General features: G+C 58.7%; 16 protein-coding genes. 7 read left to right on the top strand and 9 right to left on the bottom strand.

Annotation, left to right across the window (positions count from 1 at the left end):
• Positions 1 to 138 precede the first annotated feature (138 nt).
• The 4 genes from CE491_RS21705 to CE491_RS21690 form a co-directional block, all read right to left on the bottom strand.
• The gene (locus CE491_RS21705; protein ID WP_110950396.1) at positions 139 to 2,028 is read right to left on the bottom strand and encodes an esterase/lipase family protein; all 1,890 of its coding nucleotides are present in this window, start codon (positions 2,026 to 2,028) and stop codon (positions 139 to 141) included.
• 112 nt (positions 2,029 to 2,140) lie between these two features.
• A complete protein-coding gene (locus tag CE491_RS21700; RefSeq protein ID WP_110950395.1) occupies positions 2,141 to 3,265 on the bottom strand; it encodes an ABC transporter permease in 1,125 nt (374 codons plus the stop codon).
• A gap of 1 nt (position 3,266) precedes the next feature.
• On the bottom strand, positions 3,267 to 6,023 hold the full coding sequence (gene rbbA, locus CE491_RS21695; RefSeq protein ID WP_110950394.1) for a ribosome-associated ATPase/putative transporter RbbA: 2,757 nt from the start codon (positions 6,021 to 6,023) through the stop codon (positions 3,267 to 3,269).
• On the bottom strand, positions 6,020 to 7,090 hold the full coding sequence (locus CE491_RS21690; protein ID WP_060765597.1) for an HlyD family secretion protein: 1,071 nt from the start codon (positions 7,088 to 7,090) through the stop codon (positions 6,020 to 6,022). The genes rbbA and CE491_RS21690 overlap by 4 nt, the downstream gene beginning before the upstream one ends.
• 424 nt (positions 7,091 to 7,514) lie before the next feature.
• On the opposite strand from CE491_RS21690, the gene CE491_RS21685 reads away from it, so the two are divergent.
• Together CE491_RS21685 and glgP are read left to right on the top strand one after the other, a co-directional pair.
• Positions 7,515 to 8,159, top strand: coding sequence for a TetR/AcrR family transcriptional regulator (locus CE491_RS21685; RefSeq protein WP_057023568.1), 645 nt, complete (start codon positions 7,515 to 7,517; stop codon positions 8,157 to 8,159).
• Between the two features lie 175 nt (positions 8,160 to 8,334).
• Complete coding sequence (gene glgP / locus CE491_RS21680) at positions 8,335 to 10,857, top strand: alpha-glucan family phosphorylase (RefSeq protein WP_110950393.1); 2,523 nt, start codon at positions 8,335 to 8,337, stop codon at positions 10,855 to 10,857.
• A gap of 187 nt (positions 10,858 to 11,044) precedes the next feature.
• Here glgP and CE491_RS21675 read toward each other — a convergent pair whose 3' ends face one another.
• Positions 11,045 to 11,686, bottom strand: coding sequence for a TetR/AcrR family transcriptional regulator (locus tag CE491_RS21675; protein ID WP_110950392.1), 642 nt, complete (start codon positions 11,684 to 11,686; stop codon positions 11,045 to 11,047).
• Between the two features lie 193 nt (positions 11,687 to 11,879).
• Here CE491_RS21675 and CE491_RS21670 point away from each other — a divergent pair, with 193 nt between their 5' ends.
• The 5 genes from CE491_RS21670 (at position 11,880) to CE491_RS21650 (ending at position 17,875) form a co-directional block, all read left to right on the top strand.
• Entirely contained in the window at positions 11,880 to 13,478 is a 1,599-nt protein-coding gene (locus tag CE491_RS21670; RefSeq protein WP_110950391.1) for an MFS transporter, read from the top strand.
• 4 nt (positions 13,479 to 13,482) lie between these two features.
• Complete coding sequence (locus CE491_RS21665) at positions 13,483 to 14,634, top strand: HlyD family secretion protein (protein WP_110950390.1); 1,152 nt, start codon at positions 13,483 to 13,485, stop codon at positions 14,632 to 14,634.
• Positions 14,631 to 16,049, top strand: a complete 1,419-nt coding sequence (locus CE491_RS21660) for an efflux transporter outer membrane subunit (RefSeq protein ID WP_110950389.1) — start codon at positions 14,631 to 14,633, stop codon at positions 16,047 to 16,049. Before CE491_RS21665 ends, CE491_RS21660 begins: the two co-directional genes overlap by 4 nt.
• 197 nt (positions 16,050 to 16,246) lie before the next feature.
• Positions 16,247 to 17,107, top strand: coding sequence for a sugar phosphate isomerase/epimerase family protein (locus CE491_RS21655; protein ID WP_110950388.1), 861 nt, complete (start codon positions 16,247 to 16,249; stop codon positions 17,105 to 17,107).
• A gap of 120 nt (positions 17,108 to 17,227) precedes the next feature.
• Entirely contained in the window at positions 17,228 to 17,875 is a 648-nt protein-coding gene (locus tag CE491_RS21650) for an RBBP9/YdeN family alpha/beta hydrolase (RefSeq protein WP_324881565.1), read from the top strand.
• A gap of 294 nt (positions 17,876 to 18,169) precedes the next feature.
• On the opposite strand, the gene CE491_RS21645 is transcribed toward CE491_RS21650, so the two are convergent.
• From CE491_RS21645 to CE491_RS21630, 4 genes are read right to left on the bottom strand one after another with little or no spacing between them, the layout of a single operon-like run.
• Positions 18,170 to 18,715, bottom strand: coding sequence for a glutathione peroxidase (locus CE491_RS21645; protein ID WP_110950386.1), 546 nt, complete (start codon positions 18,713 to 18,715; stop codon positions 18,170 to 18,172).
• 47 nt (positions 18,716 to 18,762) lie between these two features.
• A complete protein-coding gene (locus CE491_RS21640; protein ID WP_110950385.1) occupies positions 18,763 to 19,887 on the bottom strand; it encodes an acyl-CoA dehydrogenase family protein in 1,125 nt (374 codons plus the stop codon).
• A 35-nt stretch (positions 19,888 to 19,922) separates the two neighbouring features.
• Entirely contained in the window at positions 19,923 to 20,723 is an 801-nt protein-coding gene (locus CE491_RS21635; RefSeq protein ID WP_110950384.1) for a crotonase/enoyl-CoA hydratase family protein, read from the bottom strand.
• Positions 20,720 to 21,775: an acyl-CoA dehydrogenase gene (locus CE491_RS21630; protein ID WP_110950383.1), complete on the bottom strand. Its 1,056-nt coding sequence runs from the start codon at positions 21,773 to 21,775 to the stop codon at positions 20,720 to 20,722. The genes CE491_RS21635 and CE491_RS21630 overlap by 4 nt, the downstream gene beginning before the upstream one ends.
• Position 21,776: the final 1 nt, after the last annotated feature.

Below are 21,776 nucleotides of genomic sequence, written 5' to 3'. Positions count from 1 at the left end.
CGAAGATCAAGGCGTTACAGGCCCACGACGGCAGTGCAAGTCGATAACTCAGCGCTAATGTACCCCAGGCGAGAAAGCCCCCGCCTGCCACGGTCGCCAGGCTGCGCAGCAGTATGCCGATAAGCTTGCGTGCAACGCTCATTTTCGAACCCCCACCGGCTCTTGCAGGCTTTGAAGATGCTGCTGAAGAATTCGCCGGATCTCGATAATTGCCTCGGGGGTATCCTGAACGCTATGCCCCGAGGGCACTATCTTTTCCGATTGGGCGCCCGCCAGATGGCTGCTGCTGTAGGGCACCACACCGTCATCGGACAGGGTCAGTGCCAGAGAGGGCGTGTGGTTACCGATGATGCTGTGATATTGCACTCCTGGTGAGATGGGCAGGTCTGCAACCGCCATTACGAATGGATCGCGGTCACTCAAGTTATCGATGCTGTTCAGCGGCCGGGCCATGGCCGCAGACGATGCGCTACCGGGCACCACCAGCAATTGCGCGAGCTGCTTGAACCGGTCAAGCACCGACACCGGTAACTGCACAAGCCCGGCAGCCCATCGCGAAATGCGGTTCTCGGCAAATGGCGTCCCTCGGTGCGGTGCGGCGACGAAAATCGCGCGGCTGACCTGCGGCAAAGGGGTGAATTGCAAAAACGGGTCGAGGTTGCTGTGCGCGGCCGCTAATTGTTGGTCATTCATTTTGTACTTGGAGAGCAAGGCATCCCCTACCCCCGTGCCTGACGTCGACACCATAAGACGGGACAGAACACCGCCCATGCTATGGCCTACCAGGACCACATCGTGACTGGCCCGTGCGGTTTGATCGGGATCGAAATGCTGCAGCGTCTGCTCAATGACATTACGGATCGTGGCGTTGTTCAGCGCCAAAGGCAGGTTGGTCGGATAATACAACTGCCAGACCTGATAATTGCGCCGCAGGTTTTCATCACCGAGCACTTCATTGGCAACGTTGATCCACGCCTCGGGACTGCTTGCCAGGCCGTGCAACATGATCACGACATGGCGGTCGGGGTCGTAGGGCTGCAACAGGTATAGATGAGGCTTTTTCAGGACCTCCCCCTTGCCCACCAGCGTGAGCAATGACTGGCGGGCAAACCCGGAGCGCGCAAGCCACAAACCATAGCCCGAGGTGAAATTAGCCGCCAACGGCGTTTCGTTGCCGGCAAGCTTCACAGCGTCCTGCCGGTACGGGTCATAGGCCAGCAGTTCGACCTCATCGGTGGTCAACACTTGCTCAAGGGTTTGACCGGGAAAGCGCGCGACGGCGGTCAGGGCCGGAAAAGGCGTCTCGCTCCAGGGCTGTTCGTCACTGTCGCTGTTCACCACCTTTTTCGCCGTGACCGCCACCAGTTCGGCGCCGACCCCGTCACGGCGATACTGATTGCGCAGCCCGGCAAATGACAGCGATGAGGCCGGAATAAGTCCCTGAGGCAAGGAACGCTCGTTAGCCAGACGTACATTTTCCATTCGCCCGAACACCGTCCAGCGACCTGCGCGCAGTCGGAAATTCCCCTGGTCGTCTTCGGCCTTCGGCGGATGCCCCCGATACCGTTCGAACAACTCGCTGAGCGCTTGCTGAACGGAGAAGTTGTAGTAATCGCGGACCTGAGACTGACGATCCTCCAATGCTCTCTGACTAGGTGTTCTTGCGGTCATGAACAGATAGGCATAGGCATAACGCGCGCTTTCCAGAAATGCGTCGGTACGCCGTTCGGCACTTAACGAGCTGTGTGCATGTTGGGCCTCTTGTAGCCACAATTCAGACAGCGTGGCAAGACGCTGTTCCTCACCCAAGCCAGTGTTATTACGCACCTGTTCACGGCAGTCTTGTGGGGCCTCGTCGCAGTGTTTTTCTTCGACACCAGCAACTTGCAAAGCGGTGCGCGCTGCCGCGCTGAGCTGCCCTGACGTCAGCACGTCGCCACGCCGAAGCGAGAGATAATCGCGATTATCGATGGTGTTGACCTTAACCCCGGCACAACCACCCATAGCCATCACGAATAAGACCAACATGGCGCCCGGCCAAACGCGAGCCGAACCCTTCAAATGATGCAACGACACAAAAAAACCCTTACTGGTGAAAACGACAATCCGAGTGTCTGCTCTGCTTGGGTAAACGTAGCTATCACGCCATCTGGCTGATCGTTTTGCGAAAGCGCGAAAGCGAGATCGCAAACAACACCGAGCCGATGATGAGTAACGTCACGAATGTTGGCCACACCACCATCAGCCCTGCCCCGCGATAAAGAATCGCCTGACTGAGCTCAACGAAATGGGTGGTAGGCGCTATCAGCATGATGTTCTGGACGAGTTCGGGCATGCTCTCGCGTGGCGTGCTGCCGCCTGAGAGCATTTGGAGCGGCAGCAGTACCAAAATCATCAACATGCCGAACTGAGGCATGCTTCGCGCCAGTGTCGCCAGAAATATGCCCATGGACGTAGTCGCGAACAGATGCAACGCGGCCCCGGCCAGGAACAATAGGATGGAGCCCTCGATCGGCACATGCAGCACGCCCTGCACGATGAATATCAACGACAGCGCAGCGGCGGTAAGTACCACCAGGCCCATCGACCAGACTTTGGCCAACATGATTTCCCGAGGTGTCACCGGCATGACCAACAGATGTTCGATGGTGCCGTGTTCACGCTCACGAATCAGCGCTGCGCCGGTCAGGACAATGGACAACATGGTGACGTTGTCGATGATCTGCATCAACGCGCCAAACCAGGCGTGTTCAAGAGAAGGATTGAACCGCATGCGGGTGACCAACTCCACAGGCAGGGCCTGAGCCCCGCGGTATCGCTGCACGAACTCGGTGATTTCGCCATTGATCATTTGCTGGATATAACCGCTGCCAGTGAAGGCCTGGGACATGCGGGTCGCATCCACGTTGAGTTGGATTTCCGTCTCCCGGTTCGCCAGCACATCGCGTTGGAAGTTTGGCGGGATAGTGAGCGTGAACGTGTAGTCACCTGCGTCCAGGCCGGCATCAACCTGCTCCAGGGAGATCATCACCGGCGTAGTGAACTGCGGTGGAAAAAAAGCCGAGGCAATGCGCCCGGATAATGGCGATTGGTCTTCATCGACGATGGCTATGGGTGCCATGTGCAGCACGTCCGGCTGAGCAGTTGCGGCGGTGTAGACCGAAAAGGTAAAGGTGTAGATGATCAACACCAGCATCGTCGGATCCCGGGCCAGGCTCCACAGCTCCTTGATTCCCAGCCGGTAGACATTCTTGAGCGACTGCATGTCAGCGATCCTGTTTCTTGAGCAGGGCAACCGTCAGCATCAGAATCAACGGCACGGCGACCAGCAGCGGCCAGAACTCGTTATGCAGGTCATCGAAACCCAGGGATTTACCGAATACGCCGCGACTGATATTGAGCATGTGCGTCGCCGGATAGACTTCACCCACGAATCTGGCCGCGCCCTCCAGCGAGGACACCGGGTTGAGCAGTCCGGCGAACTGGATAGCCGGGATCATGGTGCCGATCATGGTGAAGAACATCGCAGCGATCTGGCTGCTGGTCAGTGTCGAGGCCAGCAAGCCGATCCCGGTGGCGATGACGTTATAAATCAACGCGGCCAGCAGCAGAGTCATGAAGCTGCCTTTGACCGGCACATCGAACAGCGTGACCGCCATCAATGTCATCAGCAGAAAGTTGATCATCGCCAGCGCCACATACGGCAGCTGCTTACCCACCAGGAATTCGGTTCGCGTCACCGGCGTGACATATAAATTGATGATCGAGCCCAGCTCTTTTTCCCGGACGACCGACAGCGCCGTGAGCATGGCGGGCAGCATAAGCAGCAACAGCGGAATGATGGCCGGGACCATGGCGGGCAGGCTTTTGACATCCGGGTTATAGCGAAACCGGGTCTGGATGCTGAACGAACTGTCGCTAACCGCTGTGCCCAGGCGATGCAAGGCCTGATCCTGCAGCCATGTCTGGTGCATGCCCTGTACATAGCCCAGTATCGTCTCGGCCCTGGACGGCATCGCGCCGTCAATCCACGCCGCAATCTGCACCGGTGCTCCCCTCTGCAGATCGCGCCCGAAACCTGGCGGTATCTCGATGGCCAACGTGATCTTCGAACTGCGCATGCGCTGGTCCAGATCCTGATAGTCGGCCAACGGCAGCATCTCCTTGAAATACCGCGAGCCGGAAAGGTTGAGCGCATAGTTGCGGCTCAGTTCGGTCTGGTCATGGTCCAGCACGGCATAACTGAGGTTTTCCACATCCATACTCAGACCGAAACCCATCACCAGCATCAACACCAGTGACCCTATCAGGGCCAGCGTCGCACGCACGGGATCACGTTGCAGTTCCAATGCTTCGCGCCACAGGTAGCTGAACATGCGATTGACGCTGAAACTCGGCTGACCCGCGGAATTGGACGGCTTGAGATTGACCGCAGGTGAAGGGGCCTTCGCCGGCTCTTCTTCCGACTTGCCTGCTGCCTCTTGCAAGTAAGCGATGAAGGCCTGCTCCAGTGAGCTGGCTCCACGCTGCTTAACGATATTGCCAGGCGTATCGCTGACCAGCACCTTGCCCGCGTGCATTAACGAAATGCGATCGCAACGTTCAGCCTCGTTCATGAAGTGGGTGGAAATGAAGATGGTCACGCGATCGCGCCGGGACAGCTCGATCAGCAGGTTCCAGAAGCCGTCGCGCGCAATCGGGTCGACGCCTGAGGTCGGCTCATCGAGAATCAGCAACTCGGGCCGATGAACCGTCGCAACCGCCAGAGACAGGCGCTGGCGGATCCCCAGCGGCAGACTTTCTGGAAGACTGCCCAGCACCTCGCCGAGGCTGAAGCGTTCGGCAAGCTCGTTGATCCGCGGGCCGATCTGCTCTTCCGGCATTTGGAACAGCTGCGCGTGAAGTACCAGGTTTTGCCGAACGGTAAGCTCGCTATAGAGCGAAAACGCCTGCGACATATAACCGACTCTACGCCGTGTACCGATGTCGTCGGGGTCGACTTCGCGTCCAAACAGACTTGCCGTGCCCTCACTGGCCGGCAACAGCCCCGTCAGCAACTTCATGGTGGTGGATTTACCGCAGCCGTTGGAGCCAAGAAAACCAAAGATTTCGCCGCGGCGAATACGGAAACTGACATGATCCACCGCCACGAAATCACCGAAGCGAATGGTGAGATCCCGGGCTTCAATAGCGATCTCGGGTTCAGCGACGTTCTCCAACGGTTCGATATGCACCGGTTGGTGACCGCGACGCTTTTCCTCCGGCAGCAAGGCGATAAACGCCGCTTCCAGATCCCGGGATTGGGTACTGGCCAGCAATTGCTCGGGCGAACCGGTCGCCAACACCGTGCCGGCGTCCATCGCGACCAGCCAGTCAAAGCGCTGCGCCTCATCCATGTATGCGGTGGCAACAATGACGCTCATTCCTGCCCGTTGCTGCCTTATGCTACCGATCAGGTCCCAAAACTGGGCCCGCGCCAGAGGATCCACGCCGGTGGTAGGTTCGTCCAGAATCAGCAGATCAGGGTCATGAATCAACGCGCAGCACAGGCCCAGCTTCTGTTTCATGCCGCCTGACAACTTGCCGGCTGGACGGGTGAGGAATGAGTACAACCCTGTGCTGCGGGTCAGGTCATCAATACGGCGACGGCGCTCCGCGGCGTCATGGCCAAACAGGCGGGCGAAAAATTGCAGGTTTTCTTCGACCGAAAGCGTCGGGTAGAGATTCTTGCCCAATCCCTGTGGCATATAGGCAATACGTGGGCAGACCCGATTGCGATGGGCAACCTGGCGCATATCGCCGCCCAGCACGGTGACCTGGCCCTGCTGTATCGCCCTGGCTCCCGCCAGAAGCGACAGAAGGCTGGATTTACCGACACCGTCCGGGCCGATGAGCCCGACCATTCGGCCTGCGGGAATATCCAGAGTAATGTTGGCTAATGCCTGGGTCTTACCGTAGGTCAGCACTACGTCCCTGACGCTGGCGACGCCAGGCAACGGATCGCCTTGGGGTTCGTCAGTCATTTAGAAACTTTCACAGCCAGTTCAACTGGCCAGTCGGCTTGCGGGTCAAGCTTGACCCAGGCCACACCGGGCAGACCGGTCTTGATCTGTGTGAGGTTGCGCAGCAAAAGGTCCCGATCGATCTGCGCCTTGACACGAAACATCAGCTTCTGACGTTCGCTGGCCGTTTCAACGGTCTTCGGGGTGAATTGTGCAACGCTGGCGACGAACGAGACCTTCGCCGGTATGACGTACTGAGGTGCGGCATCGAGAATGATGCGGATATCGCTGCCCAGCGCGACCCGCCCTGCCACACTTTCCGGGAGAAAAAACGTCAGGTACACGTCGGAAAGATCGACCAGGTTGAGTACCTTGCCGCCCGCCGCCAACACTTCGCCCGGCTGAGCGACGCGGTACTGAACGCGCCCGGCGCGTGGCGCGACCAGCTGGCTATCGGTGATGTCGGCCTCTATTCGAGCAATCGTGGCCAGGCTCGCCGTCACCGCCGATTGCGCGCCCACGACCTCGGCTTGAGCAGCCTCAATATTGGCTTGAGCCGCTGCCACCTGAGCCTGAGCCGCCTTCAGTGTCGCCTCGGCGCTTCGTACGTTCGCTCGGTCATCGTCATATTGCTGAGTCGACAAAGCGCCTTCACGGGACAACATTTCGGAACGTTTCAGTCGGCGCTTCATGGCGTCAAGTTCGCTTTCGCGTTGAGCGATCAGCGCCTCGGCAGCCAATTTGTCGCTTCGACGTACCAATACCTGTGCCTTGGTGCCCAACACGGTGTTGATCGCCTGCTGATGCTGAGCGACAGCCTCGTCACGCTGAGCCGTAAGCGTCTGGATTTGCATGCTTGCCAACATCTGTCCGCGTTCGACGAAGTCACCCTCCTGCACCAGGATGTCATCCACACGACCCGCAAGTTTTGCCGAGACATCCACTTCGGTGGCCTCGATACGCCCGTTCCCGCTGACAAACCCATCGCCAAACCCGACAGGGTTCAAGGCCTTCCACATAAACCAGCCTGCAACCAACACAACGACGACGCCCAGGGGCACTAACAGCTTATTGCCAGGTACTTTCATGAATAACGACCTTAGTCCTTGGGCTTTACGTTCAATTCAGGCGTTCGGCAGCCATAGCGAAGTGGCTTGGTCTGCGCTTGTGCGGCGTACAAAGCGACTTGGCTGCAATGCATGGGAATAGGTCCGCCCACTGAATCCCGTAGCGAGTTCAAAAGTGTTCGATTCGCGCAACGGCAACGCGCAAGTCTCGAGCAATATCCGTTTCCAGCTGCAACGAGCGAATGTGGCTGCGAATTCAGGTCGGGAGTTGGCTGCCCCTGAAACGACAGCGGGTCAGCCTCGTTTCGGGCCCTCAATAGTGAGACGCCCCCACGATCCGGTGCTAGGATTAGCCCACCATGAAAATTAATTCATCGAGCGTTGATTAAAGCGTCGCTTCGACGCACATGTCAACCAATCCGTCTAGATCAGGTATATCCACCGAATGCCCAACGAGCTCACCAAACGCCGAGGCAGGCCGCCCAAAGCCGACGAGGTCAAACCCGATGCCATTCTGCGGGCGGCATTGACGTGCTTTGCAACGCACGGTTTCGAAGGTGCCAGCCTGCGGCGTATCGCTACCGCGGCGGACGTCGACGTGGCCTTGATCGCGCATCGCCATGGCGCAAAGCTGGATCTGTGGAAAGCAGTCGTGGATGACATAGCAAGTAAATTTGTCCTGGAACTGAGTCGATCACGAAGTCCCGCCGAATTCGCCGATGGAACGTCCATGGACCGACTTCAGCTTGCGATTGACCAGATGATCGACTTTTCAGCAGATGCACCGGAAATGTCGATGTTCGTCATAAAGGAAATCGCCCAGAGGGATGAAAGATTCCACTACGTCTATGAGCGCCTCATCAGGCCCGCACAAGAGGTCTTGCTGCCAACCGTTGAGCTCGCAATCGCTGATGGCTTTCTTGAAAACGTTGATCCCGAGCTGTTTTTCTATAATGTCTCCGGTGCTATTGCCCTGACAGTTTCGATGCGCTCTTTGGTCGGACAGCTCGACGGTAATGCATTCAGTTCTGAACATTTTTTGCCCGGCATGAAATCGCTATGGAGATCACTTCTTCAGCGGGAAATTTGAATACGCAAGCTGCATGTGCAACCTAATCGTCGGTCATCACAGGCGACACACTCAGGCGTTTACGCCGTCAATGCAACGGCGTGCATTCGGTTCTTCCGAGCCGTGAGACAGGAGAAATAGTTCAACACGCGTAACCGCCCTTTACCAAGCTAGTGACACGCACCGGAGAGGCTTTATGGCGCTGGAAAAAAGTATCGAAAAGCTGCGCATGGACCTGGATGAGCTGGCATTCGACCTGAGCATTACCTGGTCGAGTTTGAACGACATGATCTGGCGGCTAATGGACAATGATCTATGGCTGCTCAGCCGCAATCCTTGCCTGGTGCTATCCAGTGTCAGTGACGATCACATTGAGGGGTTGCTGCGACAGCCGACGTTTCGTGCGCAGTTGCAGGCGCTGTCGCAGACCCGCTACGACGAATTGAACACGCCAGGCTGGTTTCACCAAAGCCATCGGCAAGAACAAGCCTGCTGCATCGCGTACTTTTCCATGGAGTTCATGCTCAGCGATGCGCTGCCCATTTATTCCGGCGGGCTGGGAAACGTTGCCGGGGATCAGCTCAAGGCGGCCAGCGATCTAGGCGTGCCGGTCACGGCGGTAGGCATGCTCTGGCAGCACGGTTACTTTCGTCAGGAGTTCGACAGCCAGGGACATCAGCAAGCGTTGTACCCGGTCAATGACACCCGACAGATGCCCGTAAGGCCGTTGCTCGATGGCAGCGGAAACCCGGTGCGGCTGGCCTGCCATTTCCCCGGTTGGACCATCTGGTTACGTGGATGGCAAGTCAATGTCGGACGTAACCGCCTGCTGTTGATCGACACCAATGACCCGGCCAATCCGCCGCCAGTGCGCTTGATCGCCGGCGAACTCTATGGCGGCGATCTGGAAATGCGTCTGCGCCAGGAACTGGTTCTCGGCATTGGCGGCTGGCGTCTGCTGGAGGCCGCTGGCGTTGAGCCGGACGTGCTGCACCTTAACGATGGCCATGCCGCATTTGCAGTGCTGGAGCGTGCGCTCAGCTATCAGCGCAAACACAATGTCGACTTCGAGGTAGCCCTGACAGCCACTCGTGCAGGCAACCTGTTCACCACCCATACGCCGGTCACCGCCGGCTTTGATCGTTTTCCGCCAGCGCTGATCGAAAAGTATCTGGGCCATTACATCCAGCAGGAGCTGGCACAGCCCGTGGCACGAGTGATCAGCCTTGGTCAGGAACAGCCCGGAGTGCCTGATTCGCCATTTAACATGGCTTGGCTTGCCAGTCGTGCCGCGGGGGCGATCAATGCAGTGAGCGAACTGCATGGCGCCACCAGCCGACGCATCTTCGAACCGCTGTATCCGCGCTGGCCAGCGGCGGAGGTACCCATCGGCCATGTCACGAACGGCATTCATCTGGCGACCTGGATAGGCGCCGATGCACTGGAGGCCTGGAAACACTGGCATAAGGGACAACCCAGCGGGGGTGAACCGGAACTGAGCGCCGAGCAGGCGCTGAGCAGCTTCAGTGATCAGGACCTCTGGAATATCCGCCGCCGGGCCCGGAGTGCGTTGCTGGACTATAGCCGTGATCATCTGGCTCGTCAGCGAGCGATTCATGGAGCATCGCTGCAACAGATCGACGCGTGTCAGCAGTGGTTCGACCCCGATGTTCTGACCTTGGGTTTTGCCCGCCGCTTCGCCACCTACAAACGCCCCAACCTGTTGCTGCATGATCCACAACGCTTGCTCAATCTGATCCAACATTCACGATGGCCGGTCCAGTTGCTGGTAGCAGGCAAGGCGCATCCTGCAGATCTGCAGGGCCAGGCAATGCTCGCTCAATGGCATGCCTTCATTCGCGACACCGACAGCCAGGGGCGCATCGCCTTTCTCGACGATTACGATATGCGTGTGGCACAGCATCTGGTAAGCGGTGTGGACGTCTGGATTAACACCCCAAGGCGTCCATGGGAGGCCAGCGGCACCAGCGGCATGAAGATCCTGGCCAATGGGGGTCTGAACCTGTCGCAACTGGACGGTTGGTGGGCAGAAGCCTATGAGCCAGGGCTGGGTTGGGCCATTGGCGATGGTAGCGAGGAGCCCGAAGCCGATCCGGGTGCAGATGCCAGGGACGCTGAACAGCTATATCAACTGCTGGAAAACGAGATCATTCCGACCTTCTATGAGCACGACGCCGATGGACTGCCTCGGCGCTGGATCCAGCACATCCGCAGTAGCATGAGCAATCTGGTGCAGGAATACTCCGCCGACCGGGCGGTACGCGAGTACACCGAGCGCTACTATCTGCCAGGCGCCCTCCGCTACCGTGAGCGGACGAAAGAGCGTAGTGCCGTGGCGAACCTGTTGAGAGATCGACTCACGTCCCTGGATGAACATTGGGACGAGATTAAGATACTCGACACTCGGATCACCCGCGGGCCGGCACCGACGTACAAAGTGGAAGTGGCAATCGACACTGGCGCTCTACCCGTAAATGCTCTATGCGTACAGTTGTATGCGGAGCAACGCGGTCATGCGCCCGCGCAAGTGCTGGACATGACGCTCAAACCGGCCGATGAGCATGCCCAGACGCGGCTCTACGTTGTGGAGACGCGCGGTGACCGGGAGATAGAAGACTTCACTGTCCGCATCATTCCCGGCAGCGAATATGGCCTGGCGGTGCCATTGGAAAGTCAACGGATTCACTGGGCAAGCTGACACCAGACAACAACGCGGTACTGCAGCTCTCCGAGAAGGCCCGGCCGAAGCACGAATCATTGGATTACGGTTTCCGCCGATGGTCTTCTATTCACCGTATGCCTGTACGGGACAATCCACCTTCCGGGATTGCGGCGCACATCAGACTCACGACGGCATTCGGCACACCCATGTTTTGGGCGCACATCTACCCAGTTACTTTGTGAAGTCCTTCCAGGGCTTTCAGGTAAGCGGTCAGGGCTCTCGGAAGCTCTTCAATCAAGATACGCCTGGACAACGCATTATTTTCCTGCGCGATCTGAAAGGCGCCCATGGGCAGCCCTATCAATGCCAGGACGTAAGTTTGGCGTGCCTCGGCAGTCACATCCGGCAATCGGATCTGAAGCACCCGTGCGTAGATGCCTTCGATCCGCAGGCGCAGATCAGGGTTACTCAGACGATAAGTGCCATCGAGCGGAAAGATCAATGAAACCAGGTCCCGATGCTGCTCGGTGTATCGCAGGATCGGAACGATCAGTCGAGCGATAACGCCGTCTGCGCTTTCGTCGACCCAGACACTGTCGTCGATGGCCATCAATTCGTCCGTAATGACCGCCAGCGACTGTATATGGCGTTCACCCAACGCTTCCAGCACTCGCTGCTTGTCTGAAAAGAAATGATAGAGCGAGCCAATCGATGTTCCAGCTTCTCGGGCAATGCCATGCATCGTCACCTGAGCGGCACCTTCGAGCAGGATCAAACGGGCGCAAGCGTCCAATATCGCCGATACCCGCTCGCGGCCGCGGGCTTGCTGAGGAGGACGGGATGAAGAGGGTTTCTTGTCAGTCATGGGAGAGATACATGATTTGGCCGTCCATTATGACCGATTTGATATCGTCGTAAAATGAACTAATACTCGACTCACCCGTCTAGTATCCCGCAAACTGAACGGCACCTTCGCCCATAACGGTTTATCGAGATTACTGCGCTTGGCTGAGTACCTTGAACCGACGCCAAAATGGGAAGCGCATGAACGGCCATCGATGCCAGGTTCTCCTTCCACCCCCTATCACAGCCCGCTCGTGCGATTGGCCTATGCGCTTGTTGCGACGTTGCTGGGCATTACAGGGGGATTAGGCAACGCACTGATCAGCGCCAACCTTGCCAATATCCAGGGGCATCTGGGATTGACCCCCTCCGAAGCGGCCTGGTTGCCGGCTGCCTACCTGATGGTGAACATCTCTACCGCATTGCTGTTGGTTAAGTTTCGCCAACAGTTTGGTCTGCGACGTTTCGCTGAAATTGGTCTGCTCGCCTATGTCGTGCTCACGGTTGCGCATGTATTCATCGACGGCTTCACCATGGCGGTATTCGTCAGGGCCGCCAGCGGTTTTGCCGGGGCGACCGTCAGCACCCTGGCCGTGATGTACATGTTGCAGGCATTTAAAAAGGCTGCAATGGGGAGCGCCCTGGTCCTTGGCATCGGTATCTCTCAATTGGCCACGCCGCTCGCCTGGCTGATCTCCCCCGCCTTGCTCGACATGGGCGAGTGGCATCGTCTGTATGTCTTCGAGGCGGGCTTGGCGCTGTGCTGCCTGGCCGCCGTAGTGGCGCTCAAACTGCCGCCCGGCGTGCAGATCAAGGCTTTCGAACCACTGGACTTTCTCACTTTTTTCCTGCTCGCCCCTGCGCTGGGTTTGTTTGCTGCGGTACTGACCCAGGGCCGCGTCCAGTGGTGGAATACCCAAACGTGGATAGGCTATGCCCTGATCGCGGCCATTGTATTGCTGACCGTGGCCGTCATGATCGAGCACCAGCGCAAGAACCCGTTGCTGCAAACCCGCTGGCTGGCTTCGCTCGAAACGATACGTTTTGCCTTGGGCGCGCTGATGTTGCGCTTCATCCTTTCCGAACAAACCTATGGCGCGGTTGGCCTGTTACAGAATCTGGGCATGGCAGCCGATCAATTGCAGCCCTTGTATGCAGTCATGCTTGCAGGGCTTGTGGCGGGGATACTCGTCAGCGCCCTGACGTTCAGCGAAAAAGCTGCCGTACCGCAGATTCTGGTGTCTATCGTGCTGGTCGCGGTGGGCAGTTTCATGGATGCCGATGCCACCAACCTGACACGTCCGCAAAATATGTTCCTCAGTCAATTCCTGTTGTCGGTGGCGGCAGGGATGTTCATGGGGCCTTTGTTGCTGATAGGCGTGATGAGTGCGCTGAAGAATGGGCCTCATTACATGGTCAGCTTCGCTGTGCTTTTCTCGCTCACTCAAAGTATCGGGGGGCTGGCGGGGCCAGCAGCTTTAGGCTCGTTTCAGGTCCTGCGGGAAAAGTTTCACTCCAGCCAGATCAACGCGCACATCGACCCCACCAATTCCGTAATCGCGCAGCGTCTGCAGATTCAGGGACAGATCTATGCCGCGACTCAGCCTGATCCCGCCCTACGCAATGCGCAGGGCATATCCCAGCTAAGCCAGGCCGCTACCCGAGAAGCCAACGTACTGGCATTCAATGACGTCTTCCGGGTACTGGGTGTGATGACCATCAGTTTCCTGTGTTGGTCATTGGTGCACACCGCCCGTGCTGCGCGTAAAGCGACACCGCCGCCCCCCGCCACTCCCTCCTCCGCAGTTGTGTGACCTTATGAGCCAGACCGATCCGACGAAAAACCTCGAAACCTCAACCCCTCCCAGCGATGCAGCCGATGCAGGTGGCGCGTCGGTCGATCCGCCGAAAATCATCAAACCGAGCCGTACGACCCTGTGGTTGATGGCGGGCGTGGCGGGCGTTGGCATCGTCCTGGTTCTGTATGCCTGGCAGTTCTGGCCGTTCAACAGCGCAGTGATGACCACAGAGAATGCCTATGTTCGGGGGCAGATCACCGTCATGGCGCCGCAGGTCAATGGTTACGTAGCGCAAGTGCTCGTGCGGGACTTCGAGGTGGTCAAGCAGGGAAAGGTGCTGATACAAATCGACGACCGTATTTATCAGCAGCGGGTTGAACAAGCGGCAGCCGATCTGGACGCTCGCAAGGCGGATCTGGAAAACTCGCTGCAAACCCAGGCGTCGGATCAGGCGACGCTGGCGTCCAGGCAGGCGGAGATGTTTTCGGTGGAGGCCGAGTTTGATCGTGCCAGAGCCGACGAAGCGCGGGTCAATGAACTCGCCTCGCGAGGTTCGGTGTCTATCCGCGAACGTGACCAGATCCGCGCTACCGCCCGTGCTGCGGGCGCCAATGTAAAAAAAGCGCGAGCCGCAATCGACATCGCCAAAGAGACGGTGAAATCCACCCAGGTTTCGCGGGGGGTATTGGAGGCTGCCGTCAGGAGCGCGCAGGCCGCCCTGCACCTGGCGCAGATCGATCTGGAAAACACTCGTATCCGCGCTCCGCGTGATGGTGTGCTCAGCGAGGTCTCGGTCCGTCTTGGACAATACGTCAGCGCCGGCTCGCAATTGCTGTATCTGGTGCCCGAACAGCTTTGGGTGGTGGCCAATTACAAGGAAACCCAAGTGAATGGCATGCTGGCGGGGCAAGCCGTAACCCTCGACGTGGACGCCCTGGACGGCGCGCGACTGAGCGGGCGCGTCGAGCGGTTCGCTCCGGCCACAGGTTCGGAATTCAGCGTCTTGCGGCCCGACAACGCCACCGGCAACTTCACCAAAGTCGCTCAACGCATTCCCGTAAGAATCGAGCTGGACGCCAACCAACCGATGGCCCGGCGCCTCAGGCCCGGAATGTCGGTCGTCGCTCATGTCGATACGGCCAGCGCAGGCGACGAAGGTAGCGCGCCATGAGTCGGTCAGCCTCCTGCCCGTGGCAACACCTCGCGCTCGCAACCCTTGTCGCGCTGGCAGGTTGCGCACCCGCCAAGGCACCTGCGCCAACGCAATCCAAGGTCTTCCCCCCTTCGCAGTGGCGAGGTCAAACCCAAGCCCCGGCGCCTGTCTCGGCGCAGTGGTGGCAAGCCTTTAATGACCCCGTCCTGAGCCAACTGGTCGATGAGGCGTTGACGCATAACAACGACGTGCTCACAGCGGTTGCACGCGTTGAGGAGGCGCGTCAGCAGATCGGCCTGGCTCATTCGGCGCTGTTGCCTACGCTTGACGGGACACTGAGCGCTCAGACGACACGTAACCTTGGTCTGACCGGCGTGACTCACACCCGATCGGTGCAACCGGAAATCCAGGTGGCCTATGAGTTAGACCTTTGGGGACGCCTGCGCAACCTGGACAAGGCGGCTCAGTTGCAATACCAGGCCACCCGCACAGACCTGGACAATATTCATCTGTCGGTCGCGAGCACGGTTGCACGCGCCTACATTACCCTGCTGTCGCTGGACACCCAGCTCAAGGTCACTCGCGATACTGCCGCGTCGCGCCGCGATGCACTGATAGTCGCTCAGGACCGCGCCAATGAGGGCTATACCTCGCAGTTGGAACTGACCCAGGCGCAGTCCGAGTATGAATCCGCCCAGCAGATGATTCCGCAACTGGAACAATCGATACGCCAGCAGGAAAACGCCATCCGCCTGCTGACAGGAACGCTGCCGGGCTATGTGTCCCGCGGCAGCCTGTTCCAGAACGTCGTCCCTCCTTCAGTGCCAGGGATGCTGCCAGCAGAATTGCTACGGCGCCGTCCGGATATCCAGCAAGCGGAGCTTATGGTGGCGGCTTCGGATTACAACCTGGAGGCACGTCGCGATGAGTACCTGCCTCAAGTGCAACTCTCGGCAGGCCTCGGTCGACTCTACGTCAACGCTCTGGACTTCGATCCGGTCAAGGTGTGGGATCTGGGCGCCAGCGTACTGGCCCCAATCTACAGTGCCGGACGGCTTGAAGCACAGGTTGGGGTGGCGACGGCGCAACGAGACCAGGCCGCTTACAATTATCGCGCTGTCGCGCTCAACGCATTCGGCGAAGTGGAAAACTCGCTGTCGGCTGTCAAGCGCTTTGAAGAACAAATCGAACGGATACGCACTCGGATACACACGCTGGGCCGTTCATTGGACATCGCTCAAGATCGTTATCAAGGTGGTTACTCCTCCTACCTGGAGGTGCTCGATGCCCAGCGTAATCTATTCAACACCGAGTTAGCGGCGATTCAGGTAAGAGAGAGTCAACTCAACAACGTTATTTCGCTGTATCAGGCGCTGGGTGGAGGTTGGCCTGGCGTGAATCCGAGCCAGGCCACGACAATGGCGAAAGAATGAAAGCGACCACCGTCGCTATTCCCGGTTCTGAGGGCGAAACCGGCTATTCGCCTCATCCGCGTGAACCTAAAAAGCCGGCTGCTGATCCTAGATAACAATAGAGGTCAGAGAAATCCCTGCCCTTTGCCCTATCAGGAACGACCTGTCCGCCCTGTCAGTCGGTCTTCCTTCCTGTATACGAAAACCGAGAGGTTGTAATGCAAAGCTTGGCTGTCAGTCAGATCACTACCACTCCACTGACCCTCGAAGAAGATTTACAGTTGTGCAAGCGACTCGGTTGTGCGCTGGAGATTGCGGAGAAGAAACTCTCCGCTGACCGCAGCGAGGCTCACGACCAGTTGGCGTACATCAAGGAGAGTGGCGTACGTATCACTTCAATTCAGCCGAGAACACTCACCGTCTTTCCCTCTGCTTCGGCACCTGAACCGCAATCCCCTGAAGCCCGGCTGGAGAACCTCATCGCCTCGGTAGACTTGTTCAGCCAATATTGGAAAGACCTGCCTCTGGTGTCCAATACCGGCGCAGATCCGCAAGGTAATGAATCCCGGGTATGGGACGGGTGCGTCGAACATTACCGCACCCTCGCCGACCACGCTCAAAAGCAAGGAATGAAAATTGCCTTGGAGGCTCTTGGTCCTTCGCTGATGAACAGGAACTCTATCCTGTTTGCCTACAGCCAAGCCCAGGAATTGGCCGCAACCGTGGACAGAGACGGCTTCGGTCTCTGCCTGGACGTTTATAACAGTTGGCAGGATCCGGGACTGATAGCGTCGATCTCAGCAGATAAACTGTTTCTCGTGCAGCTTGCGGATTGGCGCCGTCCCCGATCACTGCACGACCGTCGAGCACTGGGGGACGGTGCGATCGCGTTCCTGCCAATACTGCGTCGGGTGGTTGAGTGCGGTTACGATGGAGACTATGTCCTGGAGATTTTCTCGGACTCCGTTCCCGACTCGCTTTGGAAAGACGCTTCGACTATCACCGAGGCCGTTGAGACGAGTAGTCTGAAATTCAACGACCTGGCATTTGATATTGGAAAGGGAACGTCAGGCACTTGAGCCCTTGGTCCGGATTCCGGGGTCTCACGGCTCCGCCGTTCAGTTGCCCCGGGGCGGATGTCGCCCATGCTTTTCTACTGAATGGTCCGATGAATCATCGCTCGACGACGCCTCTTTCGGATGATTTGCGATCCAAGGTCGATGTTTCATTCGCTATATTCTGCGGACACCCTTTCCGAGAGGCCAGAAATGACATCTTCGATATTGCTCCTCCCAGGCATCGGAAATTCCGGGCCAGGTCACTGGCAGACGCTATGGGCACACACCGACGCTTCCATGGAGCTTATTGGGGGGCAAGACTGGAATCGACCGGTTTGTAGACAGTGGGTCGAGAATCTGGAGGCCGCCATTAGGCGAGCGGGGCCCGACACCGTGTTGGTAGCCCACAGCCTTGGCTGCCTGCAAGTCGCGCACTGGGCGCAATGTAGTCGCACATCGGTTAGGGCCGCTTTGCTGGTTGCCGTACCAGACCCCGACCGCTCCACTTTTCCAAACGACGCACTAGGATTCAGTCCGCTTGGCCTGAAGCGTTTTGCATTTCCAAGTACGGTTGTCGCCAGCAGCAACGACCCCTATGCAGATCTGGATTATAGCCAGCGATGTGCGTCAGCCTGGGGCAGTAGCCTGGTGAACATCGGGCCCCAAGGGCACATCAATGCCGCCAGCGGACTGGGTGATTGGCGTCAGGGTAGAGCGTTGCTGGAAGAGCTCGTCGCGATGTCTGTGAGCCGCATCCCAGATGTTGGCTCAACCGTTCACGACGCTTAGGGAAAAGAACTCACTTCACTGCTCGCAAGGAAAGCCAGATGAATAACGCATCCAACGCCCATGTTGTATTCATCGACGGCCCTTATCGGTACGTTGAATAATCTGAGATACATAGACAGCTCAGTGATCGACGCTTCTCTGTGCCTGAGCTTTACACAGGTCGAACGAACATCTTGAAGTCACACCAATATAGGCACGCTGCGTGCGTTCAGTGAAACGATGTCCATCAGGCTCGCCGGATCTGCCAGATGCAGCGTAACGGAGGCGAGTCGCCGAACGCTCGCCTCCGTTCCCTCAGGCCGTCAGCGCCTTGTCGATCGCAGCTGTCAGACGCGGGTCGTCTGCCGCAACGTCAGGTGCGAAACGGCCGATCACCTTGCCGTCGCGACCGATCAGGAATTTCTCGAAATTCCACAGCACTTCCTGCGGGTCGCCGCTTTCAATGCCGTAACCTTTCAAGCGCTCGCGGAATGGCCCGTCGCCGATGGCCGATGGCTGCGCCGAGGTCAATTCGCTGTACAGCGGGTGCTTGTCTGCGCCTTTGACGGAGATCTTCGAAAACAGCGGAAAATGCACGTCGTATGTGGTCGAGCAGAACGACTGGATTTCACTGTCGCTGCCGGGTTCCTGCTCCTTGAAGTTGTTCGCCGGAAAGCCCAGGACCTCCAGGCCCTCGGCGCGCTTGCTCTGATACAGCGCCTCAAGCCCTTCGTATTGCGGCGTCAGACCGCACTTGGACGCCACGTTGACCACCAACAGCACCTTGCCCTGGTACTGGCCCAGGTTACTGGAAGTGCCGTCGATCTGTTTGAGCGGGATGTCATACAGCGAGTGACTCATGCCTTTCTCCTTGAGTGGTTTTACCGGATGTCACGCTACGACACACTTTAAAGCGTACGACCGATAATTTCTTTCATGATTTCCGAAGTGCCGCCATAAATCCGAGCGACACGGGCATCGACCCAGGCCCGGCTGATCTTGTACTCGCTCATGAACCCGTAACCGCCGTGCAACTGCAGGAACTCGTCCAGCAGCTTGCCTTGCATTTCCGAACCCAGAAGCTTGGCCATGGCGGCGATGTCGGGCGTCAGTTCCCCACGCATGACCTTTTCAAGGCAGTCATCGACAAATACCCGAAGCATCGTCGCCTGGGCTTTGGCTTCGGCGAGTTTGAAGCGAGTGTTCTGAAAATCCAGCACCGGCTTGCCGAACACCTTGCGCTCGCGGGTGTAGGCAACGGTTTCTTCGAGCAGCGTGTCGATGGACTGGGCCGCGCGTATGGCAATGATCAAGCGTTCCCAGGCCAGTTGATGAGTCAGGTATTTGAACCCCATGCCCTCCTCGCCCAGCCGGTTGCCGACCGGGACGCGAACCTGATCGAAGAACAGCTCCGAGGTGTCCTGCCCCTTGAGCCCGATCTTCTCCAGCAGACGCCCCTTGGAAAAGCCTGGACGGTCCTCTTCGACGCAGATCAGTGTCAGCTCCCTGGCCGCTGGATCGAGCTTGGTCGCCGTCACCACCAGCCCTGCGTTACCGCCGTTGGTGATGAATGTCTTCTGGCCATTGACCACGTACTCCTCGCCCTCCTGGCGCAGGGACGTTCGCATGGCGCGCAGGTCGCTGCCAATGCCGGGCTCGCTCATGGCAATGACACCAATCAATTCACCGCTGACCATGCGTGGCAGCCACTTCTGTTTCTGCTCCTCACTGCCATAGGCCACGATGTAAGGCGTGACGATCTCCGAATGAGTGGTGAACCCTACCGCCGTTGCATTGGCCCGCGCGAGCTCCTCGATCATCACCGCCGAATGCCCGAAGTCGCCGCCCGAGCCACCGTATTGCTCAGGAACGGTCGAACACAGCAGGCCGGTTTCCCCCGCCTTGAGCCAGAGCTCCTTGGGCACGATGCCGTTTTTCTCCCACTCATGCAGGTGCGGCACGATTTCCCGCTCGACGAAGCGTCGGGCCTGATCCCGGAACATGTTGTGATCTTCACGAAACACACGGCGCATGACTGTTCTCCCCATCCACTCTTATTGTTGTTTGGTTATTTGTCCTGAAAGTTGGCGGGCCGCTTTTCGACGAACGCCGCGACCGCCTCTTCATGGTCGGCGGTGTGATGCGCGATGGACTGATAGGCCGCAGACAGCTCCAGGAGCGAGTCCAGACGCATGTGCTGGCCTTCGCGCAGCAGCCGCTTGCACAGGCGCAATGCATGGCCGGGATTGCCGGCAATGCGTCGGGCCAGGGCCTGGGCTTCCGATTGCAGGGTTTCGTGGGTGCAGACCTGCTCCACAAGGCCCCAATCCAGCGCCTTGGTCGCATCGATGGTGTCGCCGGTAAAGGCCATCAGACTTGCTTTGGGGATGCCGATGATGCGAGGCAGTAACCAGGCGCCACCGTCACCGGGTACGATGCCCAGGCGCACGAAACTCTCGGCGAACAACGCGCTTGGCGAGGCCAGGCGTATGTCGCACATGCAGGCCAGGTCCAGCCCCGCGCCGATGGCCGGGCCGTTGACGGCGGCGATCACTGGGATGTCCAGTTCATAGAGTGCCAGCGGGATGCGCTGAATGCCGTCCCGATAGGTGTCGCGCAATTCATAAGGCGAGCCTGCAAAGATACCACTGCGTTCACGCATGTCTTTGACGTTGCCGCCAGCACAAAACGCGCTGCCGTTGCCGGTCAGCACCATCACCCGTACCGAGCGGTCGCGCCGCAGATCCGCGCACAGCTGCACGAATTCCTCTATCTGTTCAGGGGTCGTCAGTGCGTTGCGTGTATCTGGATGATTCATGCGCACGGTCACGATGGATCCGTCGCGCTCGATGTGCAGAAATGGGCTCATGCCGATGCTCCACTGAGGCAATCCTGAGTCAACAAGGGCCAGAACCCTTCCCCGCCCACGGCGCAAACCTGCGCACCTATTTGCTGGCTCCAGCGTGTCGCGCAGCCGAACTCGCCCCGCCAGGCCCACAATCGACGGGTATACAGTTGCAAGGCGTATTCCTGGGTGAACCCAATGGCCCCGTGGACGGCGTGAGCAATGTTGGCGCCCTGGGTGGCAGCGTCCGCGGCGCAGACCTTGGCAACGGCAATCGCAAACCAATTCAACGCCCGGTCCGATTGCACGAACGCTGCTTCTGCCGCGCTGTTGGCTGCGGCTGTCTGCTCGGCAAAGACCGCCAGTTGTTGCTGAATGGCCTGGAACGCTCCAATCGGCTTGCCGAACTGATTGCGCTGGCTGGCGTACTCACTGGTCATGTCCAGTAACCGGCTCAGGGCACCGGCGATTTGCGCGCTGCGAATCAACGCCCCGCCGATCTGCAGAACCTCGCTGCTGAGCCCATTGGGCAGCGGTGCGCTGTCCACCACGGTGGCATCGGTGAAAAACAATGCGTCCCTGGGTTCGCCAGCCACGTTCAGGCTCTGCTCGACGGCCTGAGCCCGTTCGCGGGCAAGTACTACAAGGCTTGGCCCGACGCCCTTGGTGTCCGCAACGGCGACGACCGACTGAACGTGACGTCCCCACGGAACATCGCGTACCACGCCGCTCACCCGGCCGGCGGTCAGGCTCAATTGGGCGCTGGCGGCGAAACTCAGGCCGGTGCTCTGTGGTTCGAGGCCGCAGCGGCCCAATAACCAGTTGCCCAGAAGCGCCTCGGCCAATGGCAACGGCACGGCATGGCGTCCGGCCGCACGGGCAATCACGTACAGGTCAGCCCAACCGGCGTCGGCTCCGCCCAGTGATTCAGGAGCCGCGGCCAGGGTAAAGCCCGAATCTTCGATGGCCTCCCACAACGCGGCGGACCACACGCCGCCCTCGCTGGCGAGTACGGTTTCACTGTCCGATCCATCGGCCAGCAGGCGCTCGATGGTCGATCCAAATAATTCGCGCATG

Origin of the sequence: Pseudomonas bohemica (genome assembly GCF_002934685.1) — a bacterium.
In the GTDB taxonomy this organism is placed as follows: domain Bacteria; phylum Pseudomonadota; class Gammaproteobacteria; order Pseudomonadales; family Pseudomonadaceae; genus Aquipseudomonas; species Aquipseudomonas bohemica.
Note: the sequence above shows the minus strand (reverse complement) of the source record. Positions and strands in the feature narration are given on the sequence as shown.

What these genes read in the sequence shown, in the direction of transcription:
- CE491_RS21635 (WP_110950384.1), bottom strand. Translation starts at nt 20,723, where the DNA reads ATGAGCCCATTTCTGCACATCGAGCGCGACGGATCCATCGTGACCGTG.
- CE491_RS21700 (WP_110950395.1), bottom strand. Translation starts at nt 3,265, where the DNA reads ATGCAGTCGCTCAAGAATGTCTACCGGCTGGGAATCAAGGAGCTGTGG.
- CE491_RS21685 (WP_057023568.1), top strand. Translation starts at nt 7,515, where the DNA reads ATGCCCAACGAGCTCACCAAACGCCGAGGCAGGCCGCCCAAAGCCGAC.
- CE491_RS21690 (WP_060765597.1), bottom strand. Translation starts at nt 7,090, where the DNA reads ATGAAAGTACCTGGCAATAAGCTGTTAGTGCCCCTGGGCGTCGTCGTT.
- CE491_RS21670 (WP_110950391.1), top strand. Translation starts at nt 11,880, where the DNA reads ATGCCAGGTTCTCCTTCCACCCCCTATCACAGCCCGCTCGTGCGATTG.
- CE491_RS21660 (WP_110950389.1), top strand. Translation starts at nt 14,631, where the DNA reads ATGAGTCGGTCAGCCTCCTGCCCGTGGCAACACCTCGCGCTCGCAACC.
- CE491_RS21675 (WP_110950392.1), bottom strand. Translation starts at nt 11,686, where the DNA reads ATGACTGACAAGAAACCCTCTTCATCCCGTCCTCCTCAGCAAGCCCGC.
- glgP (WP_110950393.1), top strand. Translation starts at nt 8,335, where the DNA reads ATGGCGCTGGAAAAAAGTATCGAAAAGCTGCGCATGGACCTGGATGAG.
- CE491_RS21640 (WP_110950385.1), bottom strand. Translation starts at nt 19,887, where the DNA reads ATGCGCCGTGTGTTTCGTGAAGATCACAACATGTTCCGGGATCAGGCC.
- CE491_RS21650 (WP_324881565.1), top strand. Translation starts at nt 17,228, where the DNA reads ATGATTTGCGATCCAAGGTCGATGTTTCATTCGCTATATTCTGCGGAC.
- CE491_RS21705 (WP_110950396.1), bottom strand. Translation starts at nt 2,028, where the DNA reads ATGTTGGTCTTATTCGTGATGGCTATGGGTGGTTGTGCCGGGGTTAAG.
- CE491_RS21655 (WP_110950388.1), top strand. Translation starts at nt 16,247, where the DNA reads ATGCAAAGCTTGGCTGTCAGTCAGATCACTACCACTCCACTGACCCTC.
- rbbA (WP_110950394.1), bottom strand. Translation starts at nt 6,023, where the DNA reads ATGACTGACGAACCCCAAGGCGATCCGTTGCCTGGCGTCGCCAGCGTC.
- CE491_RS21645 (WP_110950386.1), bottom strand. Translation starts at nt 18,715, where the DNA reads ATGAGTCACTCGCTGTATGACATCCCGCTCAAACAGATCGACGGCACT.
- CE491_RS21665 (WP_110950390.1), top strand. Translation starts at nt 13,483, where the DNA reads ATGAGCCAGACCGATCCGACGAAAAACCTCGAAACCTCAACCCCTCCC.
- CE491_RS21630 (WP_110950383.1), bottom strand. Translation starts at nt 21,775, where the DNA reads ATGCGCGAATTATTTGGATCGACCATCGAGCGCCTGCTGGCCGATGGA.